Genomic DNA, 21756 nt, shown 5'->3' with positions numbered 1-21756 from the left:
GCAATGCCATCCAAGAAACTAAATATCTTGCGGCAGTTGGAGAGCAATATGCAGTCATTCAAGAGCGGCTTGGACACAAAAGGATTCTATACCAAACTCGCAGCTATATGCTTGTCGCTGAGGAGCAACGAGAAATGACACCGTTACCGGGTCGAAGCAATCATGAGTATGATATGATATGTAGGATACATGTGGGTAAAATACATATGAAACATCTGATATCCCCGCGATATATATGGGAATTATTAAGGGTAATTTCATTTGTGTAACAAATGATTAGGGGTGAACGACGACATGCATGATTATCACCATCTTCGCCACGCCAAGGAGCAGGAAACGTCCAAGCGTACGCTTTGGATCACACTCTGGATTACGCTTTTCTTCACGATTGTGGAAATTACCGGAGGCGTGCTGAGCCATTCCCTTGCGCTTCTGTCTGATTCGGCGCATATGATCTCGGATGTAATCGCACTTGGTTTGAGCATGACCGCAATCTATCTGTCGCGGCGTCCATCCAATTCCAAATTTACCTTCGGGTATCTGCGATTCGAGATCATTGCCTCGTTCCTGAACGGACTGGCGCTAGCCGTGATCGCAGTCGGCATATTTATCGAAGGCATCCGGCGCTTTATCGATCCCGTTGCCATCGACTTCCAACTGATGCTGATCATTGCGGTCATCGGATTAATCGTCAATATCGTACTGACGGTGGTGCTCAGCCGCAGCATGAAGGAAGAAGATAATTTAAATATTCAAAGCGCATTGTGGCATTTCATCGGCGATTTGCTCAGCTCGGTCGGCGTGATCCTGTCGGCTGTCCTGATTTATTTTACCAATTGGTACATAGCGGATCCTATCATCAGCGTGGTCATCGGCGGCATTATATTCGTCGGTGGGTATCGGATTATCCGCCAGTCGTTTTTGATTCTTATGGAATCGGTGCCGGAGAAATTCGACCTTGAAGAAATGCGGAGCAGCCTGCTCACCATTGATGGCATTGAAGATGTGCACGAGATGCATCTGTGGGCGATTTCCACGGACCATTATTCACTCACCGCACATGTGTTCATCCCCAAGCACTCACAGCCGTTCTATGTCATTTTGGCCATTAACGAGCTGCTGCGGGGCAAATACGGCATTACCCATTCAACCATTCAAACCGAGCATGCCTCCATACTCCCTCATGGGGAATACGGACAAGAATTTCTCAGGCTGCATGCCGATCAGAAGCCGGATAGCCTGTAATACTTGAACAACCTCTTTGAAAGAAGGATGAATCCTCATGTGGTTTGCAGCAGCTGTTGGCAGCGCAATATTATTCGGCCTTGCGGGCTGGTGGATGAAGGTATCCCAGATGCGCAGCGGTTCCTCCACGTATCTGCTTCTGGGGCTGTACATCTCCGGAACGGCAGGCTTTGGTCTGCATGCAGCAGTAGAGCAAAACCTGGCCGCTTCCTTGACGGACGTCAGGGTTTGGACCGCGGGACTGCTGATTGGCGCAGGCTCCGCCTTTGGCAACGTGCTGTTTATGAAGGCGCTGGAATACGGGCCGGCCAGCCTGACTTCCCCTTTGACCAATATGAATATCGTTCTCGTTGTCGCGCTTGGAACCTTTATCTACAATGAGCCGTTTCAGGGAACGGAATTCATGGGGGTTCTGCTTCTGCTGCTTGCCGTCGTATTGGTTTCTATCCGCGGCAGAGAGAAACTGTCCGTGAAACAAAAGAAGTGGTTCCTCTATGTGGGTGTGAGCATCATATTATTTGCTGTTCGCAACGGGGGACTTAAAGTCACGGAGGGATTGGGTCTTGCAGGCGCACCGGTCCTGTTCGTTTCCTATGCGCTGTCCATTCTGTGGTTCGCATATGCTGCGCTCCTGGAGCAGAGACGGGTTCAGCCCCCTGCCGTAATATCAGCGTCAGCCGCGCGCGCACTGGCGGATTCTTCGCGAGGCTCATCGCGGACGGGGCTGCTTTGGGGGCTGGTTGCCGGCTTATTCTCATACGGCGGCCTGCAATTGTATGCAGTCTCGCTGCAAACCGGACAGGCGAACATTGCCGGGCCAATCTTCGCCGCCAACAGTCTTGTCGTGGCGGCCGGCTCCATTGTTCTGTACCGGGAAAGGCTGACTGCTTTGCAGTGGACGGCGTTTGCCTTTATGTTCGCGGGGCTGGTACTGATTCGGGTATAAAATGGCGCAAAGGCGCTTATTGACGCCTGGAATCGCTTTTCTTAAAAATCAGCGACTGTACAGAGTCGATAAATTTGCGGATCTGGTACCGAAACCGTTTGACCGTAGTCAGCTTCATCACCGAGCCCCAGCCGTCGTATCGCCCTCCATTGCCGGACATCAGCCTGTAGAGCTCTCTGACTCTGTCGTTGACCGTATCCAGGCGGACATCCTCGAATTTGCTGATGACGAGCGGATAGGGATATCCGTTATCCGGGCTGCCTTCCTTTTCCCTTTCAATCCGGTATCCAAGCTCCTCGAGCATAGTCTCCATCTCGCGTCTGTCCTCGTCCTCACGGAATAACAGCCAGTGATAGACATGTCTGGGCTCTCTGATATTATCCCCTTTATGGATGAGGGCATAGATCATCTGGGCGTTATGTACAAATAATTCCTCCAGCGGGTCAGGCAGCATGTAGGAATAGAACGTCCACTGCGGGTCTTCTTTTATATAGTGCTGGGCTCTGAATTCCCATTGATCTTTCATCCAATCCCGGATTACGCTGCTGCTGATCCGGCCCTTCGGCGCATAATAATAAAATTCCAGACGGGTCGATACATTAATTCTCCCGACATAAATGGCATCCGCGCTATCCTTTAGCCAATGCTCCAGCTTGCCTTCCAATTGCTCCAGCTGCTTGACGAATTCGCCCTTCGAACGGTTATGTTCCCGGACCGGATATAAATTTATAGTAATGGAAAGCAGATCCTCGAACTCAGCCAACGGGGCGGAATTTTTATAGCCCGTGTTGACCAGGACACGCATCTGTTCCGATTCTGATCGGCGTTCATAAAATCCCCAGTTGTCTGTCATATTGCAGCACCTCGAAAATTGAAATTTGCATAGAATGAGTACAGCCTAGTGCTCATCCCTCATTATAACGGTTTTCCGGCCATAACCAAGCATTTTTGCAGGTTTCTTTGATTTATTTAACGTCCGGGTGACATATGGAATCAATTAGTGCTATAATTGATACTAACTATAATATAGTTCATATTCATTGTATAGCAATTAAGATCAGTTAGAAAATCTGCTCTCTTTTGCGACGTCATGTGCTACAATAGAACTAACAAGAGGGGTGATTGAACTGTGGATTATTCCAAAATGTGTCCAAAATACGAGCATGCGGCAGAAATGCTTGGCAAGAAATGGACAGGTATGATTGTTCGGGTTCTGCTCGGCGGTCCCAAACGCTTCAAAGCCATTAAAGAACAAATTCCAGATATGAGCGACAAGATGCTGACGGATCGGATGAAAGAACTGGAGCACTGTCAAATCATCAAACGCAACGTTTACCCGGAAATGCCTGTCCGGATTGAATATGAGTTAACCGAAAAAGGACGCGGTCTTGAACCCGTTATCCAATCGATTCAGGATTGGGGAGAGCATTGGTATTAAAACTGCCCGGACAACGGGCGGTTTTTTTTATCTATATATAATTAAAAGTCGTACAAGACACGAGGAAAGGAAGATCAGCATGATGACATTGACAGGGCAGCAGTTTACGCGGATATCCCGCGCCTTGGCTGAGCCGCGGCGCTATCAGATGCTTAGGGAGATCGGGGCCAGCAGCGACCCGCTGCCCTGCAGCATTCTGCATGAAACCCATCCCGTGAGCGCCGCAACGATCTCTCACCATGTGAAAGAACTGGAGACGGCTGGCTTGGTCCAGACGATTCGCACAGGCAAATTCATGAGCCTCATTGTCCAGCGTGATGTTCTGAGAGCCTACCTGGAGCAGCTATCGAACATTTAATGATAACCCAAACAGACAGAATCCCGGAATTCCAACAGGAATTTCCGGGATTCTGTCTATGTTTGCATGTTGGTGGGCATAGGTCCCACATAGTTGGACTGTGGACGAAAAATCCGGTTATGCCCGGATTGCTCCAGAACATGGGCAGTCCAGCCCACCACCCGCGCGGCCGTAAAAGTAGGCGTGAAGAGCAGATCCGGCATTTGCAGCGAACGCATGAGCGCAGCAGCGTAAAATTCGACATTTGTATATAACCCTCGTCCCGGCTTATATTCAGCCAGCAGCCTGATGGCTGTTTCTTCCGTGTATAAGGCCAGGTCGAACCATTCATCAATACCCGCCATCGCGCCAGTCACCTCCCGAAGCGCTTCGGCTCTTGGGTCAAGCCTCTTGTAGATCCGGTGACCGAACCCCATCAGCCGCTCGCCCTGTTCCAGCATATTCCGGATAACAGACTCTGCCTGGGGCTTGGAACCCACCTTCTCGAGCAGCTTGATAACTCCCGAAGGCGCTCCGCCGTGCAGAGGTCCTTTCATGGCGCCAATTGCAGCGCTTACGGCCGAGTAAATATCCGATTCTGTGGATGCGACAACACGGGCGGTAAATGTCGAGGCATTTAACCCGTGCTCCATTGCCAGGATCATATAGGCATTCATTGCACGAATATGGGCTGCTGTGGCAGGACGGCCGAACAAGACATGCAGGTAATAGGCAACATGATCTTTCTCATCAGCTTCCCCTGGCCATTGCGTGCCCATGATTGAATGATACCGGTAAGCGACCACGGTAGGCAGCAGCGCTGTAATGCGTACTGCCTGACGGAGCTCAGGAGGCCAGCCGGAGCCGTCTTCTTCAGGAATGAGGGCAGCAACCGCTGACATGACAGTGCTCATGAGTGGAGCTTCTCTGGGTATTGCATCGAGCAGCGTCTTGAGCTCCGGCGTGAGATGCCTGTTTTTTGCGAACTGTTCTTTACAGTTCGATAACTCAGCTGCGTCCGGCAGATGGCCCCGCCACAGCAGACAGGCGGCCTCTTCAAACGAATAATGAACGGCCAACTCCTTGGCCCAATAGCCCCGGTAGACCAGTTGACCTTCCAATCCATTTACATAACTGATCAGAGTATCTGCGGCTACCACATCTTCAAGGCCAGTTACACTTGGCTTTTTCATCACTGATATCCTCCACGATTTCGATTGAGCTTTTACGTTATATCCAGCTTATCAGCATTTTTCGATAAATAAAACCTCGACAATTATATCGACCATATAAATAATATCTATCAGAAAGCTAATAAAAAAGCACATCCGGCGTAATTGCCTACCGGATGTGCTTGTCTATATGAATTAAATTCCAAGCCATTTTTTGAACAATTGTTTGGTGGTATCTTTGTTGATCGCCGCAATGGAGGTCGTCAGCGGAATACCTTTCGGACAGGCGCGCACACAGTTCTGCGAGTTGCCGCAGCCCTCGATACCGCCATCCTCCATCAAGGTTTCCAAGCGCTCCGCCTGATTCATCTCGCCGGTTGGATGCGCGTTGAACAGCCGCACCTGCGAGATTGCCGCAGGTCCGATAAAGCTGTTGCGGTCATTGACGTTCGGACAGGCTTCCAGACATACACCACAGGTCATGCATTTGGACAGCTCGTACGCCCACTGGCGCTTGGTTTCCGCCATCCGCGGACCAGGACCCAGATCATAGGTGCCGTCAATGGGAATCCAGGCTTTCACCCGTTTGAGCGCATTGAACATCCGCTCACGGTTGATGACCAAATCGCGCACGACGGGGAATGTGCTCATCGGAGCGAGTGAAATCGGCTGCTCCAGCTTGTCAATCAGGGCGCTGCACGCTTGACGCGGTTTGCCGTTGATTACCATGGAGCATGCGCCGCACACTTCTTCCAGACAGTTGGATTCCCAGCATACCGGGGCTGTATTTTGTCCATCCTGCTTCTTCGGATTACGCTGAATTTCCATTAACGCGCTGATTACGTTCATATTCGGGCGATACGGAATTTCAAAATGCTCCGTGTACGGCTGAGAATCCGGAGAATCCTGACGCGTAATGTTCAGCTTTACTGTTTTTGCTGCCACAGTCGTTTCAGCCATTGTTCATTCTCCTTTCTATTTTTCTTTCGAGTAATCGCGCTTACGCGGTTTGATCAGAGAGACATCCACATCTTCATACGAAATTGTCGGACCTTCAACCGTCCACGTCGCTTTGGTCGTTTTCAGATAATCGTCATTGCGGTCCGGGAATTCCGGCTTGTAATGCGCGCCGCGGCTCTCGTTGCGCATAAGTGCGCCCAGCGTCATCGCCTCGGACAGCTCCAGCATATTCCACAGCTGACGGGTGAACGCCACGCCTGCATTATTCCAACGCGAAGTATCATTGATATTGATGTTGCTGTAGCGCTGCTTCAGTTCCTTGATTTTCCCGATTGTTTCTTCCAGCTTCTTGTTGAAACGAACGACCGTCATATTGTTGGTCATCCACTCGCCAAGCTCCTTGTGCAGCACATATGCGTTCTCGGTGCCGTTCATGGCCAGAATGCCTTCATATTTATCGGTTTGGCGCTTCTTCTCGCGATCATATACGGTTGATGAAATGTCATCCGCCGATTTTTTCAAGCCCTTGATATATTCTACGACCTTCGGTCCTGTGATCATGCCGCCATAAATCGCCGAGAGCAGCGAGTTCGCGCCTAGACGGTTCGCGCCATGGTACTGATACTCGCATTCTCCGCAGGCGAACAAGCCGGGAATGTTGGTCATTTGGTTGAAGTCAACCCATAATCCGCCCATGGAATAGTGAACCGCCGGGAAGATTTTCATCGGAATTTTACGCGGGTCATCGCCCATGAACTTCTCGTAAATCTCAATGATTCCGCCAAGCTTGACATCCAGCTCCTTCGGATCCTTATGGGACAGATCCAGATAAACCATGTTCTCGCCATTGATGCCCAGCTTCTCGTCAACGCAGACGTGGAAGATTTCACGGGTCGCAATGTCACGGGGAACCAGGTTGCCGTAGGCCGGATATTTCTCTTCAAGGAAATACCACGGCTTGCCATCTTTATAGGTCCAGATCCGGCCGCCTTCGCCGCGGGCCGATTCCGACATCAGGCGCAGCTTATCATCGCCGGGGATGGCTGTGGGATGGATCTGGATAAATTCGCCATTGGCGTAATGCACGCCCTGCTGATACACAGCGCTTGCTGCGGTACCTGTGTTGATGACCGAGTTGGTCGTTTTGCCGAAAATGATGCCTGGGCCGCCGGATGCCAGAATAACCGCATCGCCCGCAATGGTATGCACTTCCATGGAGCGCAGATCCTGCGCGGTTATGCCGCGGCAGACGCCATCGTCATCCAATACGGCGCCCATGAATTCCCAGTGTTCGAATTTCGTAACGAGCCCGGCTGTTTCCCAGCGGCGCACCTGCTCATCCAGCGCATACAGCAGCTGCTGGCCGGTTGTTGCGCCTGCGAAAGCCGTGCGGTGATACTGAGTGCCGCCAAAACGGCGGAAATCAAGCAATCCCTCAGGTGTACGGTTGAACATAACGCCCATCCGGTCCATCAAGTGGATAATACCCGGCGCCGCATCGCACATCGCTTTAACCGGCGGTTGATTCGCAAGGAAGTCGCCGCCGTATACCGTATCGTCAAAATGCTCCCAGGTGGAGTCGCCCTCCCCCTTCGTATTCACCGCGCCGTTAATACCGCCCTGCGCGCATACGGAGTGAGACCGTTTAACAGGAACAACCGAGAAGAGATCGACATGAAGTCCGGCTTCCGCCGCTTTAATTGTAGCCATCAGACCGGCGAGTCCGCCTCCGACGACAATAACTTTATTCTTAGCCATATTTATTCGCTCCTTGTCCTAAAGCTAAACGAGATTCGTCATATATGAAGCAAGAGAAGCCGCTTCCTTGAACTCATCCCCACGGAAGGAGAAGAGCGATAGCAGAAACAACAGCGATACGAGAACGAATACACCCATCCAGATTCTGGAGGAGATGCGCTGCGCACGAGGTCCGACCGTAATGCCCCAACTCACAAGGAAAGCCCACATCCCGTTGCTGAAATGGAATGTCGCCGCAACGACGCCGATAATGTAAAAGACAAGATAGAAGCCGTTGTTGGTAATATCGTGCATCAGACCGCCCAACTGTTCATGAGTGACTTCGCCGATCATAACCTGGTAGCGCGTTTGATACAAATGCCAGAAAACGAAGATAAATGTGATAACCCCCGAAATCCGTTGTGCCGCAAACGCCCAGTTGCGTCCATACTGAAACCGCCCGGTGTTAACATTGGACTGGTACGCAACGTACAGGCCGTACACGCCATGGAACAGCAGCGGCAGCCAGATGCCGAACAGCTCCAGGAAGAAAACAAGCGGCAGGTCATTCAGAAACTTGACACTGTCCTTAAATCCCTGCGGGCCGCCCTCAAAAGCTGCATAATTGGTCAGCATATGTTCAACAATGAACAAGCTGAGCGGTATCACTCCAAGCAAAGAGTGAATCTTGCGCGATAAATACGAATTTCCTTTCATAACGTGTGCGTTCTCCTTTCGCAACTGTGAGTTGCTAACATTCGCCAATCTTCGCCAAAACCATTCTCCATTGTAACTCCCGCCCAATTATGCGTCAATAATTAGCATGACACATTTTATTCACAGTTCACATAATACTCCTTTTACACTTATAATGGAATTGCTTATTATTCATTAAAACTTATAACAAATTCACATATGTAAAGAAAGGGATGAAGAAATGCTTGAAGAATTGAATGTGTTTGCCGTCATTGTAGAGCAATCCAGCATGAACAAGGCTTCAACCGCGCTTAATTTGTCCCAGCCCGCTCTGTCGCGGAAAATTTCCAAGCTTGAGCAGGACTTGGGAGTCGAGCTGTTCAAGCGGGTCGGCAAAAGATTGGAGCTGACGCGGATCGGCCGGCTTACCTATGATTACGCCATCGAGACCAGACAGCAGCATCTGCGGTTCCTGAAGATGCTTGCCGAATACAAGACTGCTGGCCGCTCCTCCCTGACGATCGGCGCGAGCCTGACCACCCTGCAGACGACGCTGCCGGATCTGATTCAGGCGCTGACGCAGCAAAGCTCGGAGCTGGACATCAAGGCCATCACCGGCAAAACGCATGAGATCGTTTCGCTTGTCCGCGACCGCAAAGCGGATCTGGGCATTGTCGCCTCCCAAATCGACGATCCGGGGCTGCGCTGCGTCCCCCTGTTCGAGGATCACCTTGTGCTGGTACTGCCGCGCAATCATTTTGTGATGGACAAGGGCGAGCCTGTCATTGGCGATTTGAACGGCATGCCGATGATCCTGTTCTCCAAAGGCACCTGGTACCGTATTCTTACGGACGAGCTGTTTGAAAAATATCATCTCCTGCCCGACGTCAGAATGGAAATTGACTCCTTCGAAGCGATATTGCGCCTGCTCCACACATGCCGCGCCGGAACGCTTCTGCCCAAATCATATTTGCGCGAGCAGATGCTGAGCGACAATGACCTGATCAGTGTCACGATCCGCGAGCTCAAGGAATCCAAGCGCACCACCTCCCTGATTCATGCCGAGACGGACAGCTTGAGTCCTGCCGTCCGCTTGTGGATTGATGAGATTGCCAAGCTCTACAATCCGCGAAGAAACGGCTGATGCTGCCCCGATGCTCCAACGATAATATAGAACAAGGATCGTGGGACGCAACCAGTCAATAAGTTAAATAAAACAAAAGGAGAAGGCAGCTTCGGCGCCCTCTCCTTATTATTTGCCAATTTCCGCTTCCGAATCCATTCCGAGCTTTCGGGCCACCCAGGCTGTCGTGCTGGCCTGTACCAGAATCGTCAGCATAATGGCCATAAAGGTTACCGATGCAATAATATCGGCGTGCTTGACCCCCATTCCCGCCAGCATGCCGGATAAAGCGGCTGGTATGACGCCAGTCTCCCGCACCCACATCATGAAGGTCATTTCCTTCAGGCTCCACCGTGACTTGCGGTCCGGCAGCGCGGAAGCAAGCACGGTCGCAGGACGGGCAATGACCATCAGCACAAGCACCGCAATCAGGCTCTGCCACCAATAATCGGCCAGCAGCCTGAAATCCACCTGGCTGCCGAGCAGGATAAAGATCAGCATCCGCATAATAACGGTTATATTATCGGAAAAATGATTGATCTCTTCCTTTTTGCCCGCCATATCCATTCCGAAGGATTTCGAATTCCCCCAGATCAGTCCCGCTACAAAGGTAGCCATAAATCCGCTCACATGCAGCATGTCGCCAATCAGATACGCGCCAAGCGCAGTAGCGATCATGGCGATGGTTGTGTAATCGCGCAGCACACCAATGCGGATGTGGGCAACCAGACCGACTATAATGATCCCCAAAGCCAATCCAACGGCAATGCCGCCGAATGCCGTCCGGATAAAATCCCAGGTTATGACGCCGGCAGAAAGCGCCGAATCTCCTACAGCCGCACTTAGGAGAGCGAACGTAATAATCGATCCTGTCGCATCATTAAAGGCTGATTCACTCTCAACCGTTTCGCGTACCCGATTACGGATTGTCACTTGCCGGAACACAGGTATGATAGAAGCAGGGTCTGTGGAAGCGATGACCGATGCGGCAAGCAGCGCATACAGCCAATCAATGCCAAACAGCAAATGTACCGCCGCCCCGACAATGCCAACCGTTATCAGCACGCCGGGTACGCTGAGCAGACCAACCGTCCAGCCCACCTGCTTCAGACCCTTCAAACCGATATTTCTCCCGCCGTCGAACAAAATGATGGAAGAACCCGCTATAAGGATCAATTGATTAATCAGCGAGCTGCTTGACTCATTAATCCAGTGGAAACCCTGCCCGATTGCCATTCCCACGATTATATACATGGCAACATCCGGCAGCCGCAGTCTGGATGCAAGCGTCCCTGCGATCATGCCAGCCGTCACAATCGTGAGCAGCAGTAAAAACAAGTGATGGATTGTTTCTGTAGTTGATGTCTCCATTTGCCGCTTTCACGCCCGTTTCATAATGAAGCAGTCGCTGATTTCCCCTTAACGGGTAACGGACTCCTCGAATTGTTCAATCTGTTGGTTGGTCCCGATGACAACCATGACATCCTTCTCAGCGAGCACATCGGTTGCAGTAGGAGCAATAATGATTCCCCGGGGCTTATTGATTGCAACAATGCTGCAGCCGAATTTGGCTCTGGGATTAAGATCCTGCAGGGATACACCGTTAAGACATTTTGGCACCGCCAGCTCGGCAATTGTGTAATCCTTTGATAATTCAATATAATCAAGCAGATTGGGCGACACCAGCTGATGCGCGACACGAATGCCCATATCCCGCTCCGGATAGACTACGCGGTCCACCCCGATTTTCTCCAGCACCCGACCATGCAGCTCGCTCATCGCCTTGGCCACGACCTTCTTCACGCCCAGGTCCTTAAGCAAAATAGTCGTCAGAATGCTCGCTTGAATATCATCGCCGATAGCGACAACACCACAGTCAAAATTGCGTACGCCAAGCGACCGCAGCACTTCCTCGTCCGTTGATTCCGCCACGACGGTATGCGTCAGATGCTGACTCATATCCTGAACGGCTTCCTCGTCCTTATCAATGCCGAGCACTTCATATCCAAGCTCCACTAATTCCCTGGCCAAACTTGAACCGAAGCGGCCAAGTCCGATAATGACGAACTGATGATTCTTCATCGTGTAATAATTTCCCCTATCCAATAATAATTTTGCCTTCCGGATGACGATATAATTCTTTCTCCGCACGCGGCCCAAGCGCATAGGCAAGTGTCAGAGGACCCAGCCTGCCGGCAAACATGGTCAAGCAGATAATAATCTTGCCAATCGTGGTGAGCTCCGGTGTAATGCCAAGCGTCAAGCCTACCGTACCGAAGGCTGATGTCGTCTCGAACAGGATTTTCAAGAAGGCCTGATCCTCAGTCGTGGACAGCACCATGGTGACGACAATGACAAGAGAAAGCGATAACAAAGTAATGGTCAATGCTTTGAAAATGCGCTCACGGGCAAGACGGTAGCGAAACAGCACAATATCTTCCCTGCCCCGGATCATGGCAATAACCGCACCGATTAGAGTCGTGAAGGTTGTGGTCTTGATTCCGCCCCCTGTAGAACCCGGCGAAGCGCCGATGAACATCAGGATAATGGTCAGGAACTGCGTGGCCTGCCTGAGCGAGGCAAGGTCAAGCGTATTGGCGCCTGCTGTACGCGGAGTAACCGACTGGAAGAAGGAGGCCAGTATTTTGCCGCCCCAATGAAGGGAACCGAGTGTCCTGGCATTGGTGAACTCGAATATAAAAACAACAACCGTTCCGAATACAATCAGAAAGCCGGTCATAGACAGTACTACTTTGGAATGAAGCGAAAGTTTCTTATTATTGCGATATTCAACGAGATCCGAGATAACAATAAAACCGATCCCGCCTGTTATGATCAGCAGCATCGTCACGATATTGACCAAAGGATCATCAACATACTCCGTAAGGCTAACATACGGAACCCCGAACTGGCCGAATAAATCGATGCCCGCATTATTAAAGAATGAAATCGCGTGAAAAATGCCAAAATAAACTGCCTTGCCAAGCGGCATGTCAAACGACCAGCGGATGGCAAAAAGGACAGCGCCGACCAGCTCAATGGTCAACGAGTACAAAATCACTTTGCGTATGAGACGCACAATGCCTTCCATGCTGGTCTGGTTCATCGCCTCCTGCAGAATGAGCCGCTCCTTCAGCGATATACGCTTGCGTAGAACAAGAGCGAACAAAGTGGCCATGGTCATAAAGCCGAGACCGCCAAGCTGAATCAGCATCATAATAATGATTTGGCCGGGAACCGAATAGTGGCTGCCTGTATCCACAGTCACGAGGCCCGTCACACACGTTGCCGTAGTTGCTGTAAATACCGCGTCGATAAATGGCGTCGGCAAGCCCTCCCGCGAGGCGAAGGGCATGGAAAGCAGCAAGCCTCCAAGCAAAATAATGAACGCAAAGCCCGTTACCAATATACGGGGCGGCGACCATCTGTAAACATTGAAAAAAGATAGCATCGTAGGATTTGTCCCACCCCTCCTGGCTGATTTGCGCGCACAAAAAAAGCACTGGGAGCCCAAGTGCCAATGCGTTTGAGTCCTGTTCCACGAAGCCTGCGAGGTTAGCTGACGGATTCGGGCTTGAACAGCTGCCCTATTCACAAGCAGTTCAAAATTACGCTGCTTGTTGAAATTCACCCCGTGCTGTCCTTTAATGAAATCGCATAAGCTTAAGCGACCCGTTCAAGACAGCTGTATGGTTCCCCCGTTTTCATTTCGAAATTCGGCTTTTCATATGCAATTGATACACATTATAGTTGCATTGTTCTGGAAAAAACAAACGACAATTAAGGAGGAAAGCAACCGTTTTCAGGCAAAAAAGACGACCCTCGGGTCCAAATCGGCACATCCTGTTCATTATTGTCCATTTAACTCGACCACAAAACGTATTTGCGAGCATTCGCATGGATATTACCGAGACAACTATGATAAGGTAGATGTATGCGGTTTACTGCTTGTATATTGAGATTAGAGGTGCAAACATGAATGATTATCAGCTGCGGCCCAACTGGAAATTCTATGCATGGTTAGGCGTTATTGGCATTGTTATTTATTTGCTCGTACAAGTTGTACCGCAAACCTCTGAGTCTTTTTTTGACTCGGGCAGCAAGAAGGTAATCGCCAAAAGCAAAGCCGAGCAGATTGCTGAGGATTTTGCCCTGCAGCAATTCAAGCAGCTGCCGGAGAGCATTCATGCGGTCCACCAATCCGATTCGATGCTTTACGGTTATCTGTCCAAGGAGAAGCAGACCGACACCTATGACAAAAAGTATGACAGCCGCTTCCCCACCGACACTTTCCAGGTCACGGCGGCGATGCCTGACGGCAGCCAGATTTTTATTTATGTGCATATGCAGGAAGCCAAGGTCGTCGGCTGGAACCAATACAAGGAGATCCATACCACTATACCGCAAGCAACCCAGATAAGCGACGCTGCCATGAAATATGCCGTCTCCCAAGGATTTAAAGCGAATGAACTAAGCGTGACCAAGGCAGACCCGGAAACAGGCAGGATCTCGTACAAGGTTAACGGCTATACGATCGGAGAATCGCAGCTGATGCTTGCGATGAGAACAGAGAGAACAAGTGATGGAGCGCTCATCATTGCCGAATACAAGCCCGGCTTCACGGTTCCGGCCAGTTATTCGAGCTATGTCCAGGCCCAGCAGAAGCTTGCTTCTTTCCTGTCCCTGCTCGGCAGCATTCTGCTTTCCTTTGTCCTGTTCGTCATTGCAATCGTCTATGCCGCGCTTTACCGCAAGCATTCCTCGTTTACACGCGGTATTGTACTGACTCTGCTGTTCCTCGTTATGTACTTGGCGAATGACTTCAATCTCATGGACGGTCTGCTGGCGAGCGCCGGCGAGGACCCTAATGCGATGGCCTACGCGGCCATTAATGTCGGCATTACCTGTGTCGTCACGATTGTGATGGGCATTGCCGTTTATTTCTCCCTTGTCGGCGGCGACGCCCTGTGGAACTCAATGGGCAAACGTATGTGGCCGCGAATGGGCGAGGAGGGTTATGGCGATCATGTATGGCGCAGCATGTGGCTCGGTTATCTGATTGCTTTCCTGCTGCTGGGACTGCAGACCGTCATCTTCATCGTGCTGGTGAATGTTACCGGCGCATGGTCAACCTCGGATGTCACGCAGTCTCCATACAACCTGGGCATTTTGTGGATCTTCCCCATGCTGGCCTGGTGCGCCGCCATTTCGGAGGAGGCTTTGTACCGTTTTTTCGGAATCGGCCTTTTCAAAAAATGGTTCAACAATACATTCGTCGCTTCGCTTATTCCCACTATCATATGGGCACTTGGCCATGTTACATATCCGATTTTCCCTTCCACCACACGGCTGCTTGAATTGACCGTTATCGGGCTCATCTTCAGCTTCATGTTTCTGCGGTACGGTTTTCTCACGGTCGTATTCGCCCATGCCGTATTCGACAGCATCATGATGGCCATTTCCCTGATCTTCACGGGAACGCCGGGCAATATCATCATGGGCATCGTCTACATCCTGCTGCCTATTCCCATTGCATGGGGACTACGTTACCTGCATGACAAGAAAAAAAGGACGAGACCGCTTATTGCGGCTCCTCCCTCAACGCTTCAATGATTTGTGCGGCGAGCTTCTCGCCGATGGACAGAGGCCGGAAATCTTCAATTCCGGCTTCTTTTATTTTTTTGATCGAGCCAAAATGCTTGAGCAGCAGCTTGCGCCGTTTCTCCCCGATCCCGGGGATGGAGTCCAGCTTGGACGCGATCATGGACTTGCCGCGCTGCTCCCGGTGGAAGGATATGGCAAAACGGTGAACTTCGTCCTGAATGCGCTGCAGCAGATAAAACTCCTGGCTGTCGCGCGCAAGCGGCACAATCTCCGCAGGGTCCCCCATCATCAGCTGAGCCGTCTTATGCTTGACGTCCTTCACCAGGCCGCAGACCGGCACATACAGGCCAAGCTCGTTCTCCAGCACATCAAGCGCCGCCGATATCTGGCCTTTGCCGCCGTCTATAACGATCAGATCGGGAAGCTGCAGCCCTTCCTTGAGCACCCGCTCATAACGCCGCCTGACCACCTCGCGCATCGTTTCGTAATCATCCGGCCCCTGGACCGTTTTCACCTTGTATTTGCGGTATTCCTTCTTATCCGGCTTCCCGTCGGTGAATACGATCATGGCAGAAACCGGATTCGTGCCCTGGATGTTGGAATTGTCGAACGCCTCAATGCGGCGTATCTCGGAAAGTCCAAGCGCGGCGGCCAGACTCTCGGAAGCCTTCAGGGTGCGCTCCTCATCCCGCTCAATCAGCCGGAATTTCTCATCCAGCGTGACCTTGGCATTGTTGACAGCCATCGCGACAACATCGCGCTTGCGCCCGCGCCGGGGAACGAATACTTTGACCTTGAGCCATTTCTGCAGAGAAGAGCCGACCTCATCGGCCACGGTTGCCGGCAGCGCTTCGTTTTCCTCATCCTCTCCCGACGTCTGCAATGAGGTGCCCGTCACATCGCTTACGGATGCCGGCAAAGTCTCATCATTATCATTATCGGCTTTGCCAGTCTGCTCCGGAGCTGTATCAGGCATCTCTCCATCCCCGTTCAGAGTGCCCTGCTCCTGTGGGGCGTCAATCTTGTCAAATTGGGGCTGTTCCTGTATTAGCGCCGCCACTTCCGGTGCGGGCAGCAGGATTTCCTTCGGCAGCGCCGGATTATCGCTGTAATATTGAGTCACGAATGTCATAAAGTCATCATAAGCCTCGCCATAATAAGGAAATGAGGTCGCTCTGCGCTCAATCAGCTTGCCCTGGCGCATATACATGATCTGCACACACATCCAGCCCTTGTCGGTGAAATAACCGAACACATCGCGGTCCATCGCGTCTGCTAATGTGATTTTCTGTTTCTCCATGACCGCATCGATTGCCACCAGCTGATCGCGGAATTCCTTGGCCCGTTCAAACTCCAGCTCCTCGGCGGCTGCGGCCATTTTGGCCTGAAGCGTCTTCTTCACCTCATCGTGGCCGCCGTTCAAAAAACGCGTAATTTCCTGGGTCATCGCCTCATAGGTTCCGGGAGCGATATCGTACTCGCATGGCGCTATGCATTGGCCCAAATGATAATATAAACATACCTTGTCAGGCAGCGTATTGCACTTGCGCAGCGGATACAGCCGGTCAAGCAGCTTCTTCGTTTCCTGCGCGGCATAAGCGTTGGGATACGGCCCGAAATATTTCCCCTTATCCTTCACGACGCGGCGCGTGACTTCAAGCTTGGGATGCTTTTCATTGGTTATTTTAATATAAGGAAAGGTCTTATCATCCTTAAGCAGAACATTATAACGGGGATGATATTGTTTGATTAAATTGCATTCAAGGATAAGAGCTTCCATATTACTGGAAGTCACAATATATTCAAAATCGCGGATTTCCGATACAAGCTTCTGCGTCTTCCCGTCATGGCTGCCGTTAAAATACGAGCGGACGCGGTTTTTGAGCACCTTTGCTTTACCTACATAAATTATGATGCCGTCGGCATTCTTCATCAAATAGCAGCCGGACTGATCCGGCAGCAGCGCAAGCTTGCTGCGGATTCGTTCATCCGCCAGCCGCCGCTCCACGGCAGATTCGGCTTTCAATTGTTCTTCCATCCCGTACTCCTCCTGGCCATTTCTTCACCTCTCTATTGTAGCACATCTGTTCCCACGATGCGGCTATGTTGATTTTCTCCTCCACCGAGCGGTCGTCCCAATCCTGCAAGTTGCCTCACAATTGTCACGAACGGCGGCTTTACAATTATTCTGAAAGTTGGGTATACTAAGAGGAGCAATCGTCGCCCTTCAAGGAGGAGTTACACAAATGGAAAATGTCAGAGATCCGCGCGATCATGTAAACGAAGAACCCCGCGACGACTTTATGGATACCGCAATGGGTTTTGCCGGTTTTTTCGGTGTAATGACCATCATTTTTATCGTTGCGGTCATTATTAAATTCATGATTTCGTAATGGTTAAGGCTTCATGCCGGCGAGCTTCGCCGCATGGAGCCTTTTTACTTGCTATCCTTGACTAATGGCTCGTCTTCACTGTAACATTAACGCCATTGGTATTCATTGCTTGACAACAGCCAGGTCTACACTATAGAATGACAATTACGAAAAAGGAAAGGAGACTGATGTGATATGGTGACTATAATCGTACGAAATGTTCGTTTCCAAGTTGCATGCGCATCAGTCTCTACGGATCCTTATTCAAGTTAACCAGAAGCGTCATCATTGCGGGAAGCCGCGCGCTTTTGTCCAAATATCAGAAATGCGGCATGTCACACATGACTATTCTGATATTTTGCGGGAAGAAACTTGCAGGCGTTAGAAAGACGCGGCCTTTCTTCTTCGGTTTTATTTGAATCAGGCACACAAACCGTTAGAGACCCCGGAGGGTACTGACGGTTTTTTTGTGCTGTTTTTCACTGATGCGCATTGTCCATTGTCCTGTTACACAACTCAACCCAATTGTAAAAACAAAGGAGAACAACCAATTTGAACCTGAATGAAAATGAACAAATGCAGGCATTTGGCTGGAATGAACATTGGCAGACACGATTCCTTGCCGATGAGTATAAGGAAATGATTCCAGCGCGCGTCATTGCGCAGTTCGCCAACCAGTACCGCGTTATTACGCAGCATGGCGAATGTATGGCTGCGGTAAGCGGCAAATTTCAATTTGAGGCAATCAGGCGCAGCGACTTTCCTGGAGTGGGGGATTGGACAGCGGTTCAACCGCTCGCCGGTGAGAAGCGGGTCGTTATTCAAGCCGTTCTGCCCAGAACGACGGTGATGCTGCGAAAAGCGGCTGGAAGCATCCCCGAGGAGCAGGTCATTGGTGCCAATATCGATACGCTGCTGATCGTCAACGCACTGAATGAGGATTTCAATATCCGCAAGATTGAGCGGTATTTGATTGTGGCCTGGGAGAGCGGCGCTGTTCCTGTCGTCCTGCTCACCAAAGCCGATTTATGCGATGACGTAGCCGTGAAGATTGCGGCTGTTGAAGCAGCGGCGCCCGGTGTATTTGTCCATGCAGTCAGCGCCCTGCAGGATATGGGAAGAGATGAGCTCTCTCCCTACCTGCAGCCCGGCTGTACCGTTGCGCTGACCGGATCCTCCGGTGTTGGCAAGTCCACCCTGCTCAACTGGTTGGCCGGCGGGGATCTGCAGCGTGTCCAGGGCATCCGCGAGGATGATGCGCGCGGCCGCCATACGACCACTCACCGCGAATTGTTTCCGTTGCCCGGCGGAGCCGTTATGATGGATACGCCCGGTATGCGGGAGCTCCAGCTGTGGGATGCCGGGGAAGGCAGACAGGAAGCATTTGCGGATATTGAAGCGGTAGCGGCTTCATGCCGGTTTCGTGATTGCCGGCATGAAGCCGAGGACGGCTGTGCCGTGAAGCAGGCTATCGCAGACGGGACGCTTGATGCGCGAAGATTCGCCAGCTACCGCAAAACAGGGCGCGAGCTCGAATACATGAACCGCAAGGAGCAAACGGTCAGCAAACGGCTCAAGAAAAGTGCGGAGAAGCGGCTGGGTACAAACAGCGACAGAAGAAAGTATAGCCAAATGGATGAATAGGTAATTCAAACCCGCACGCATTGTCCATTCCCTTAATCCGTATGAATCTCATATCCGGTCACGATTTGAGCCCCATTCAAATCAATAAACAGCCATTGTCTATTGAGACTGATGTAAGCTCCCTCCTGACCCAATTCATACACCATTTGGTTATCGGCTTGAAAAGGAGATTTCGCACCGGGGAGACCGATCCGTTCAATGACCTCTGCCTTCGTTAAGCCTTGCAGCTCGTTGTGCCGGAGCAAATCGTCAACCATTCTGCCCCGGCTTAGCGGCTGGCTGACCCATATGTTGTAGTCAAAATGAGAGCGGCGCTCATTTCTCTCCAGCTTATATACGCTTAAGGAAGCGACCAATGCGCCGATAATGACCGCGTTAATCATAAACGCCTTGGATATGTATCCAAGCATGCCTTTCCTGTAGCAGATGATAAGAAATAACACCCAGCAGATCATCGGTATCACAGCCAGGATCAGACTTTCTGCCGAAAGCACAATGGCAAAGTAATCGATTCTGAAGTTCATAACCACATAAAGCACAATATAAGCCATCATGCTGGATGCATAAACCATCCCCTGCCATATCGCAGGCACAGGCCGATTTCTCTTTTCCATAATCGTCCCCCCTTTATCTGCGGCAGGTTGAGCTCCTGCTTATAAAGACGGGATAAACCGGAAATAGTTACGCATTTTGGAATTAACAAGTTATCGATAAAAAAAACCGCTATGACTGCAATAGCAATCGTAGCGGCTCCCATTATAGATCAAATGCTTCCAAACTGAGCCCGGTGCAGCCGGCTGTAGACGCCGCCGGCGGTAACCAGCTCCTGATGGCGGCCCTGCTCGCTGATGCCTTCCTCCGTCACGACAACGATCCGGTCCGCATTCTTGATCGTCGCCAGGCGATGGGCAATGATCAGTGTGGTGCGGCCTTCCGATAACTCGGCCAGCGCCTGCTGAATCGCCATTTCCGTTTCGGTATCCAGCGCCGACGTCGCTTCGTCGAGAATCAGGATCGGCGGATTTTTGAGGAACATGCGGGCAATCGCCAGACGCTGCTTCTGACCGCCGGACAGCTTGACGCCGCGCTCCCCGATCATGGTATCCAGCCCGTCAGGCTGAGAACGAATCAGCTCCTCCAGCTTCGCGCGCCTTGCAGCCTCCCAGACTTCCTCTTCGGAGGCACCCAGCTTGCCGTAAGATATATTATCCCGGATCGAGCCGTTAAACAGAAATACATCCTGCTGTACAATGCCGATCTGCCTGCGCAGCGATGCCAGCTTCATATCGCGGATATCGATGCCGTCAATGGAAATGCCGCCCGATTCGATTTCGTAGAAACGCGGCAGCAGGCTGCATAATGTTGTTTTGCCAGCACCTGAAGGCCCGACGAAAGCGATGGTTTCACCTGCGTTAATGTTCAGATCAATATTTTGCAATACCCTGGCCTCATTCTCATAGCCGAAGGTTACCTTGCTGAAACGGATCTCCCCTCGCAGATGCGCAACTTCAATAGCTCCTGGCGTATCCGCGACATCCGGGGCGGTTTCCAGAATTTCAATATAGCGTTTGAAGCCGGCAATACCCTTCGGATAGGATTCAATGACCGAATTGATTTTCTGAATCGGGCTCAGAAACACATTGGAGAGCAGCAAGAAAGCAATAAACTCTCCGTAGGTGAGCTGCTCATGAAGAACGAACCAGGTGCCGCAGATCATCACGAATAAAGAAACCAGCCGCATCAGCAGATAGCTGATCGAGGTATTTTTCGCCATAATTTTGTACGAGAAGAGCTTCGTCAGGCGGTAACGTCCGTTATTGACCGCGAACTGCTCCTTCTCATACTCCTCGTTGGCAAAGGCTTGAACGACGCGGATACCGCCGACATTGTCTTCCACGCGGGCGTTGAAGTCAGCGATGTCCGAGAACATCTGGCGGAAGGCTGATGTCATTTTGCGGTTAAAGTAAATCGCCAGATAGATCATCAAGGGCACAATAATGCATGTCAGCACAGCCAGCTTCCAGTTGATCAGCATCATCATAATGAAAGCCCCGATCAGGGTCATAACCGCGATGAACACATCTTCCGGCCCGTGATGGGCCACTTCGCCGATTTCATTGAGATCATTGGTAATCCGCGACATCAGATGGCCTGTCTTGTTATTGTCGAAGAAACGGAAGGATAGCTTCTGAATATGATTAAACAGCTGCCTGCGCATATCGGTCTCGATATTGATTCCAAGCTTATGTCCCCAATATGTAACGACATATTGAAGCCCCGTATTCAGGCAGTAGATGAACAGGAGTCCGAAGCAGGCAAGGACAATCAAGGTCCAGTCTCCGCTCGGCAGCAGTTTATCGATGAACTGATTGACGACAAGCGGGAATCCCAGCTCCAGCAGCCCCGCAACAACCGCACATGTAAAATCAAGAATAAACAATCCTTTATAAGGCCGATAGTAGGAAAAAAAACGACGCAGCAT

At 51.1% G+C, this 21756-nt stretch carries 19 protein-coding genes and 1 riboswitch; of the genes, 8 read left to right on the top strand and 11 right to left on the bottom strand.

Features of this window, described 5'->3' with window-relative positions; translation table 11 throughout:
• Positions 1-294: 294 nt before the first annotated feature.
• Both AC0YOA_RS06350 and AC0YOA_RS06345 read left to right on the top strand, forming a co-directional pair.
• Entirely contained in the window at positions 295-1245 is a 951-nt protein-coding gene (locus AC0YOA_RS06350; protein WP_475785913.1) for a cation diffusion facilitator family transporter, read from the top strand.
• Between the two features lie 37 nt (positions 1246-1282).
• Positions 1283-2191 carry an EamA family transporter gene (locus tag AC0YOA_RS06345; RefSeq protein ID WP_475785912.1) on the top strand — a complete coding sequence of 303 codons (909 nt, stop codon included), beginning with the start codon at positions 1283-1285 and terminating at the stop codon, positions 2189-2191.
• 16 nt (positions 2192-2207) lie between these two features.
• On the opposite strand, the gene AC0YOA_RS06340 is transcribed toward AC0YOA_RS06345, so the two are convergent.
• Entirely contained in the window at positions 2208-3044 is an 837-nt protein-coding gene (locus tag AC0YOA_RS06340; RefSeq protein ID WP_475785911.1) for a DUF695 domain-containing protein, read from the bottom strand.
• A gap of 276 nt (positions 3045-3320) precedes the next feature.
• On the opposite strand from AC0YOA_RS06340, the gene AC0YOA_RS06335 reads away from it, so the two are divergent.
• Together AC0YOA_RS06335 and AC0YOA_RS06330 are read left to right on the top strand one after the other, a co-directional pair.
• Positions 3321-3629: a winged helix-turn-helix transcriptional regulator gene (locus AC0YOA_RS06335; protein WP_379113961.1), complete on the top strand. Its 309-nt coding sequence runs from the start codon at positions 3321-3323 to the stop codon at positions 3627-3629.
• Between the two features lie 79 nt (positions 3630-3708).
• Positions 3709-3987 carry an ArsR/SmtB family transcription factor gene (locus AC0YOA_RS06330; RefSeq protein WP_475785910.1) on the top strand — a complete coding sequence of 93 codons (279 nt, stop codon included), beginning with the start codon at positions 3709-3711 and terminating at the stop codon, positions 3985-3987.
• A 56-nt stretch (positions 3988-4043) separates the two neighbouring features.
• On the opposite strand, the gene AC0YOA_RS06325 is transcribed toward AC0YOA_RS06330, so the two are convergent.
• From AC0YOA_RS06325 to AC0YOA_RS06310, 4 genes are all read right to left on the bottom strand, one after another.
• Positions 4044-5159, bottom strand: coding sequence for a citrate/2-methylcitrate synthase (locus AC0YOA_RS06325; RefSeq protein WP_475785909.1), 1116 nt, complete (start codon positions 5157-5159; stop codon positions 4044-4046).
• A gap of 174 nt (positions 5160-5333) precedes the next feature.
• On the bottom strand, positions 5334-6098 hold the full coding sequence (gene sdhB / locus AC0YOA_RS06320; protein ID WP_475768704.1) for a succinate dehydrogenase iron-sulfur subunit: 765 nt from the start codon (positions 6096-6098) through the stop codon (positions 5334-5336).
• Between the two features lie 15 nt (positions 6099-6113).
• Positions 6114-7856: a succinate dehydrogenase flavoprotein subunit gene (sdhA, locus tag AC0YOA_RS06315; RefSeq protein ID WP_210038436.1), complete on the bottom strand. Its 1743-nt coding sequence runs from the start codon at positions 7854-7856 to the stop codon at positions 6114-6116.
• A 24-nt stretch (positions 7857-7880) separates the two neighbouring features.
• Positions 7881-8552 (bottom strand): succinate dehydrogenase cytochrome b558 subunit, encoded by a 672-nt coding sequence (locus AC0YOA_RS06310; protein ID WP_475768703.1) that lies wholly within the window; start codon positions 8550-8552, stop codon positions 7881-7883.
• 220 nt (positions 8553-8772) lie between these two features.
• Between AC0YOA_RS06310 and AC0YOA_RS06305 the strand changes: the two genes are divergently transcribed.
• Positions 8773-9675, top strand: coding sequence for a LysR family transcriptional regulator (locus AC0YOA_RS06305; protein ID WP_475785908.1), 903 nt, complete (start codon positions 8773-8775; stop codon positions 9673-9675).
• Positions 9676-9783: 108 nt separating this feature from the next.
• Here the strand turns inward: AC0YOA_RS06305 and AC0YOA_RS06300 are convergent, their stop codons facing one another.
• Genes AC0YOA_RS06300 through AC0YOA_RS06290 form a run of 3 tightly spaced genes read right to left on the bottom strand, consistent with a single transcriptional unit; the run spans position 9784 to position 13105 of the window.
• On the bottom strand, positions 9784-11025 hold the full coding sequence (locus AC0YOA_RS06300; protein WP_475785907.1) for a cation:proton antiporter: 1242 nt from the start codon (positions 11023-11025) through the stop codon (positions 9784-9786).
• Positions 11026-11073: 48 nt separating this feature from the next.
• Positions 11074-11736 carry a potassium channel family protein gene (locus AC0YOA_RS06295; protein ID WP_210038432.1) on the bottom strand — a complete coding sequence of 221 codons (663 nt, stop codon included), beginning with the start codon at positions 11734-11736 and terminating at the stop codon, positions 11074-11076.
• A 16-nt stretch (positions 11737-11752) separates the two neighbouring features.
• Entirely contained in the window at positions 11753-13105 is a 1353-nt protein-coding gene (locus tag AC0YOA_RS06290) for a TrkH family potassium uptake protein (protein WP_475785906.1), read from the bottom strand.
• Positions 13106-13183: 78 nt separating this feature from the next.
• Positions 13184-13386: riboswitch (cyclic di-AMP (ydaO/yuaA leader) on the bottom strand.
• Positions 13387-13629: 243 nt separating this feature from the next.
• Here AC0YOA_RS06290 and AC0YOA_RS06285 point away from each other — a divergent pair.
• Entirely contained in the window at positions 13630-15267 is a 1638-nt protein-coding gene (locus AC0YOA_RS06285) for a CPBP family intramembrane glutamic endopeptidase (RefSeq protein WP_475785905.1), read from the top strand.
• On the opposite strand, the gene uvrC is transcribed toward AC0YOA_RS06285, so the two are convergent.
• Positions 15236-17296, bottom strand: a complete 2061-nt coding sequence (uvrC, locus tag AC0YOA_RS06280) for an excinuclease ABC subunit UvrC (protein WP_475785904.1) — start codon at positions 17294-17296, stop codon at positions 15236-15238. The genes AC0YOA_RS06285 and uvrC overlap by 32 nt on opposite strands.
• Before the next feature lie 208 nt (positions 17297-17504).
• On the opposite strand from uvrC, the gene AC0YOA_RS06275 reads away from it, so the two are divergent.
• Positions 17505-17651: a YqzM family protein gene (locus AC0YOA_RS06275; RefSeq protein ID WP_210038428.1), complete on the top strand. Its 147-nt coding sequence runs from the start codon at positions 17505-17507 to the stop codon at positions 17649-17651.
• Positions 17652-18182: 531 nt separating this feature from the next.
• Positions 18183-19274, top strand: coding sequence for a ribosome small subunit-dependent GTPase A (gene rsgA / locus AC0YOA_RS06270; RefSeq protein WP_475785903.1), 1092 nt, complete (start codon positions 18183-18185; stop codon positions 19272-19274).
• 32 nt (positions 19275-19306) lie between these two features.
• Here the strand turns inward: rsgA and AC0YOA_RS06265 are convergent, their stop codons facing one another.
• Together AC0YOA_RS06265 and AC0YOA_RS06260 are read right to left on the bottom strand one after the other, a co-directional pair.
• A complete protein-coding gene (locus AC0YOA_RS06265; RefSeq protein ID WP_475785902.1) occupies positions 19307-19888 on the bottom strand; it encodes a hypothetical protein in 582 nt (193 codons plus the stop codon).
• 149 nt (positions 19889-20037) lie between these two features.
• Positions 20038-21756 (bottom strand): ABC transporter ATP-binding protein, encoded by a 1719-nt coding sequence (locus tag AC0YOA_RS06260; RefSeq protein WP_475785901.1) that lies wholly within the window; start codon positions 21754-21756, stop codon positions 20038-20040.

Source organism: Paenibacillus sp. JT22N12 (genome assembly GCF_056269365.1).
Note: the sequence above shows the minus strand (reverse complement) of the source record. Positions and strands in the feature narration are given on the sequence as shown.